Source organism: Cellulomonas sp. P4_D11, from assembly GCF_056401915.1.
Genome location: NZ_JBFUIK010000072.1, coordinates 1 through 4,844, shown reverse-complemented (window position 1 = coordinate 4,844; position 4,844 = coordinate 1). Strand labels below are relative to the sequence as shown.

6 protein-coding genes are annotated in these 4,844 nt (G+C 72.8%); 4 read left to right on the top strand and 2 right to left on the bottom strand.

Features of this window, described 5'->3' with window-relative positions; all coding sequences use genetic code 11:
* Positions 1-13: 13 nt before the first annotated feature.
* Together nhaA and ppk2 are read right to left on the bottom strand one after the other, a co-directional pair.
* Positions 14-1,387 carry a Na+/H+ antiporter NhaA gene (gene nhaA, locus AC1DT4_RS20210; protein ID WP_477091545.1) on the bottom strand — a complete coding sequence of 458 codons (1,374 nt, stop codon included), beginning with the start codon at positions 1,385-1,387 and terminating at the stop codon, positions 14-16.
* 55 nt (positions 1,388-1,442) lie between these two features.
* Positions 1,443-2,291: a polyphosphate kinase 2 gene (gene ppk2, locus AC1DT4_RS20205; RefSeq protein WP_477091544.1), complete on the bottom strand. Its 849-nt coding sequence runs from the start codon at positions 2,289-2,291 to the stop codon at positions 1,443-1,445.
* Positions 2,292-2,401: 110 nt separating this feature from the next.
* Between ppk2 and AC1DT4_RS20200 the strand changes: the two genes are divergently transcribed.
* From AC1DT4_RS20200 to AC1DT4_RS20185, 4 genes are all read left to right on the top strand, one after another.
* Entirely contained in the window at positions 2,402-2,806 is a 405-nt protein-coding gene (locus AC1DT4_RS20200; protein ID WP_477091543.1) for a TOBE domain-containing protein, read from the top strand.
* On the top strand, positions 2,803-3,630 hold the full coding sequence (gene modA, locus AC1DT4_RS20195; RefSeq protein WP_477091542.1) for a molybdate ABC transporter substrate-binding protein: 828 nt from the start codon (positions 2,803-2,805) through the stop codon (positions 3,628-3,630). The genes AC1DT4_RS20200 and modA overlap by 4 nt, the downstream gene beginning before the upstream one ends.
* On the top strand, positions 3,627-4,433 hold the full coding sequence (locus tag AC1DT4_RS20190; RefSeq protein WP_477091541.1) for an ABC transporter permease: 807 nt from the start codon (positions 3,627-3,629) through the stop codon (positions 4,431-4,433). Before modA ends, AC1DT4_RS20190 begins: the two co-directional genes overlap by 4 nt.
* On the top strand, positions 4,430-4,844 hold a 415-nt coding region (locus AC1DT4_RS20185; RefSeq protein ID WP_477091540.1), incomplete at its 3' end, for an ATP-binding cassette domain-containing protein. The genes AC1DT4_RS20190 and AC1DT4_RS20185, both read left to right, overlap by 4 nt.

The window sequence follows — 4,844 nt, the reverse complement described above, 5'->3', positions numbered from 1 at the left end:
CCGACGGCGCTGCCTAGACCGGCGCCCGCCACGGGAGCGGCGGCAGGGGCGGCGGGGCGTCGCTGAGCGGGGAGCACAGCGGCAGCTTCTCGCCGAGCCACCGCAGCAGGATCGAGCCGAGCACGGCGGCGGTCAGGGAGCCGGCCAGGATGCCGATCTTGGCATTCTCCAGGTGCTCCGGGTCGTCGAACGCCAGCCCGGCGATGAACAGCGAGATGGTGAACCCGATGCCGGCCAGCACGGCGCCGCCCAGCAGGTGCCCCCACCGGACCCGGCCCGGCAGCTCCCCGAGCCCGAGGCGCAGGGCCAGGGTCGCGGCACCGGTGATCCCGATCGCGTTGCCCAGCACCAGCGCGACCGCGACGCCGACCGCCAGCCGCGAGTGCGCCGCGGCCTGCAGCGAGTCGGCGTTGAGGTGGATCCCTGCGTTGGCCAGCCCGAACAGCGGCACGACGACGAACGCGCTCCACGGGTGCAGGAGGCGCTGCAGCCGGTCGTTCGTCGGGACCGCCGCCCGGGCCGCGAGCTCGGCGAGGTGCTCGCGCTCGGCCGTGGCGTCGTCGATCAGCTTGCGGCCGTAGCCGGCGACCTCCTCGATGGTCTGCTGGTCCGCCGGCCGCGCGGGGACCAGCAGGCCGATGATCACGCCGGCCAGGGTCGCGTGCACGCCCGAGGCCTGGACCGCGAACCAGAGCGCGACGCCCGCGATCACGTACGGCGCCAGCTGCCACACGTTGAGCCAGCGCAGCACGACGATCCCGACGACGATCGCGCCGGCGACCGCGAGCGCGGCCATGTCCACCTCGTCCGTGTAGAACACGGACATCACGGTGATCGCGCCGATGTCGTCGACGATCGCGAGCGTGAGCAGGAACAGCCGCAGCCGGTCGGGGCACTTGGGGCCGAACAGGGCGAGGATGCCGACGAGGAACGCGGTGTCCGTCGACATGACGACGCCCCAGCCGTGGGCCGCGTCGGTGCTGCCGTTGAACGCGAGGTAGATCAGCACGGGGACGAGCAGGCCGCCCAGGGCGCCGAGGGCCGGGACGGCGACCGTCCGCTTGTCGCGCAGGTCGCCCGTGGTGGCCTCGCGGCTGATCTCGAGGCCGACGACCGCGAAGAAGATCGCCATCGCGGCGTCGTTGACCCAGCCGTGCAGGTCGAGCTCGATGCCCCAGGTGCCGATGTGGAAGCCCGCCATGGTGGACCACATCGACTCGTACGCGTCGGCCCAGGGCGAGTTCGCCCAGATCAGCGCGACGACGGTGGCGGCCAGCAGGTAGACGGCGCTGCCGGCCTCGTTGGTGAGGAAGTTCTTGACGGATGGCTGCAGCCCGGGCAGCGAGACCCGCAGCGCGGGCCCGGGGGAGGTCGAGGTCGTCGACATGCGGATCAAGGTCGCAGGTGGGCGGCCTCGATGCAACGGGCGTTCGCCGTCGGCGTCAGAAGTCCTTCTCCGGGTCGCCCATCAGCGCCGCGACGTGGTCCGGGACGTAGGTCGAGAGCTCGCGCGGCGGTCGGACGTAGCCGTTGGAGGCTGCGGGCCGTTCCGGGAGCGTGACCTTCTCGTGCGGCACGTCGGTGTAGGGGATCGTCGAGAGCAGGTGGCTGATCATGTTGAGCCGCGCGTGCTTCTTGATGTCCGACTCGACGACGAACCACGGGCTGGCCGGCACGTCGGTGTGCACGAGCATCTCGTCCTTCGCCTTGGAGTACTCCTCCCACCGGCTGAGCGACGCGGTGTCCATCGGGCTGAGCTTCCACTGCCGCACCGGGTCGTTGAGGCGGGAGCGGAACCGCTTGAGCTGCTCGGTGTCCGAGACCGAGAACCAGTACTTGCGCAGCAGGATGCCGTCCTCGATGAGCATCTGCTCGAAGATCGGCGTCTGCCGCATGAACCGGCTGTACTCCTGCGGCGTGCAGAACCCCATCACGTGCTCGACGCCCGCGCGGTTGTACCAGGAGCGGTCGAACAGGACGATCTCGCCGGCGGCCGGCAGGTGGGCGACGTAGCGCTGGTAGTACCACTGGGACTTCTCGCGCTCGGTCGGCGTGGGGAGGGCGGCGATGCGCACGACGCGGGGGCTCAGGTACTCGGAGATCCGCTTGATGGTGCCGCCCTTGCCGGCGGCGTCGCGGCCCTCGAAGATCACCACCACCCGGGCGCCCGTCTCCTTGGCCCAGAGCTGCACCTTGACCAGCTCGGCCTGGAGCCGGAAGAGCTCGGCCTCGTAGACGTCGTTCGGGATCTTGCCCTTGCCGGACTTCTTCTTGCCGGACTTCTTCGCCATGCCCGGACGCTACCGCCCAGGGCCATGTCGCGCTGGAGATGGCGTCGGCGTCCGCACCTGCGGGGTGTGCGGCTCTGGACAGCCGCACCTGCGGCACTACGATCGCGTTCGTGACGGACTACAGGATCAGCGAGGCGGCCGAGCTGCTGGGGGTGAGCGACGACACCGTGCGGAGGTGGGTCGACTCGGGGGCGATGGGTGCGCGGGCCGACGAGGCCGGGCGCAGCGTGGTGGACGGTGCCGAGCTGGCGGCGCTGGCCGTGGAGCGGGCACGCACCCCGGAGGACCCCGCCGCCGGCACCAGCTCGGCGCGCAACCGGCTGCCCGGGCTGGTGACCGGGATCCTCCTGGACACCGTGATGGCCCAGGTCGAGCTGCAGGCGGGCCCGTTCCGGCTGGTGTCGCTCATGTCGAGCGAGGCGGTCCGGGAGCTCGGCCTCGAGGTCGGGTCACGCGCGACGGCCGTCGTGAAGGCCACCACCGTGCTCGTCGAGACCCCGCGGGCGCAGCGATGAGCGCCCGCGCGCTCGTCGGCGCGGCAGCCGTGCTGCTCGCCCTCGTCGGCTGCTCGTCGGGCACGCCCGAGGCGCAGGGCACGCCGACCCCCACCCCGACGCCGACGCTGTCCACCACGCCCGCGCTCACCGGTGAGCTGACCGTGTTCGCGGCGGCGTCGCTGCAGAGCGCGTTCGACGCGATCAGCGCCGAGTTCGCGCAGCAGAACCCGGGCGTGTCCGTGCACCCCGTGACCTACGACGGCTCGTCCACGCTCGCCACCCAGCTGGTCGGCGGTGCGTCCGCGGACGTGTTCGCCTCGGCGGACGAGAAGAACATGACCACCGTGACGGACGCCGGGCTGGCCGAGGACGCCCCGACGGTCTTCACGACGAACACGCTCGAGATCGTGGTCGCACCGGGCAACCCGAAGAACATCACGTCGCTGGCCGACCTCGCCGAGCTGTCGACGTCGGGCGGCACGGTGGTGGTCTGCGCGCCCGAGGTGCCGTGCGGCTCCGCGGCGCGCAAGGTGATCGACCGCGCCGGCCTGACGTTCTCGATCGCGAGCAACGAGCAGAACGTCAAGGCCGTGCTGACCAAGGTCCAGTCCGGGGACGCCGACGCCGGCATCGTGTACCGGACCGACGTGCTCGCCGCCGGCGACACCGTGCAGGGCGTCGTGTTCCCGGAGGCCGCCGGGGTGGTGAACGAGTACCCGCTCGCCGTGCTCTCGGCGCCCACCCGCGCGCACGGGCAGGACGTCGCGCAGGCGTTCGTCGACCTCGTGCTGTCGGACGAGGGCCAGAAGATCCTGGCCGACCTGGGGTTCTCGGCGCCGTGACGTCCGCCCGGGACGGCCGTGTTCCAGGGCTGCTCTGGCTGCCCGCCGCGCTCGCCGCCGGCCTGCTCGTCCTGCCGGTCATGGCGCTGGTCGTCCGGGCCGACTGGTCGACCCTGCCCGCCGACGTCACGACACCGGCCGCGCTCGACGCGCTCTGGCTCTCGCTGACCACGTCGGTCGCGGCCACGGTGGTGTGCCTGGTGCTCGGCGTGCCGCTCGCGGTGGTGCTCGCGCGGGCCCACGGCTGGCCCGCCGACGTGCTGCGCGCGCTGGTCACGCTGCCGCTCGTCCTGCCCCCGACGGTCGGCGGCATCGCGCTCCTGTACCTCCTCGGTCGGCGCGGGCTGGTCGGGCAGTCGCTGGACACGTGGTTCGGGATCACGATCCCGTTCACCACGGCCGCCGTCGTGATCGCGCAGTCGTTCGTCGCGATGCCGTTCCTGGTCCTGTCGGTCGAGGGGGCGCTGCGGACTGCGGGCACCCGGTTCGACGTCGTCGCGGCGAGCCTCGGCGCGGGCCCGTGGACCGTGCTCCGGCGCATCACGATCCCGCTGGTCCGGCCGGGCCTGGTGAGCGGGACGGTGCTCTGCTTCGCGCGGGCGCTCGGCGAGTTCGGCGCCACCGCGCTGTTCGCCGGCAACTCCCCGGGGGTCACGCAGACGATGCCGCTGGCCATCTACTCCGCGTTCAACGGCGCCGGGGTCACGCAGGGCACGGCCGTGGCGCTGTCGCTGCTGCTCGTGTTCGCGGCGGTCGCGGTGCTGCTCGCCGCGCGCGCCTGGCGCCCGGGACGTGCCGCGTGACCTCCCTGCACGCCGAGGTGGCGGTCCGCCGCGGCGACTTCGCGCTCGACGTGACGATCGCCGCCCACCCCGGCGAGATCGTCGCCGTCCTCGGTCCCAACGGTGCGGGCAAGTCGACGCTCCTGGCCGTGCTTGCCGGGCACCTGGTCCCCGCCGACGGCGTGGTCCGGGTGGGGGAGCGGACGCTGACCGCGGTCTGGCACGGGAGGGTGGAGACGGCGGTCCGGCCCGAGCGCCGGTCCGTCGGGCTGCTCGGCCAGGACCCGCTCGTGTTCCCGCACCTGAGCGCGCGCGAGAACGTGGCCTTCGGCCCGCGCGCCGCGGGGGCGTCCGCCGGCGACGCCCGCCGGCGCGCCGACGAGTGGTTGACGTGGGTCTGGGATTGGAGGGTTGTGACGGCTGTCATTCCGT

Excerpts from the sequence above, each read along its gene's own strand:
- nhaA (WP_477091545.1), bottom strand. The coding sequence starts at position 1,387 with ATGTCGACGACCTCGACCTCCCCCGGGCCCGCGCTGCGGGTCTCGCTG.
- ppk2 (WP_477091544.1), bottom strand. The coding sequence starts at position 2,291 with ATGGCGAAGAAGTCCGGCAAGAAGAAGTCCGGCAAGGGCAAGATCCCG.
- modA (WP_477091542.1), top strand. The coding sequence starts at position 2,803 with ATGAGCGCCCGCGCGCTCGTCGGCGCGGCAGCCGTGCTGCTCGCCCTC.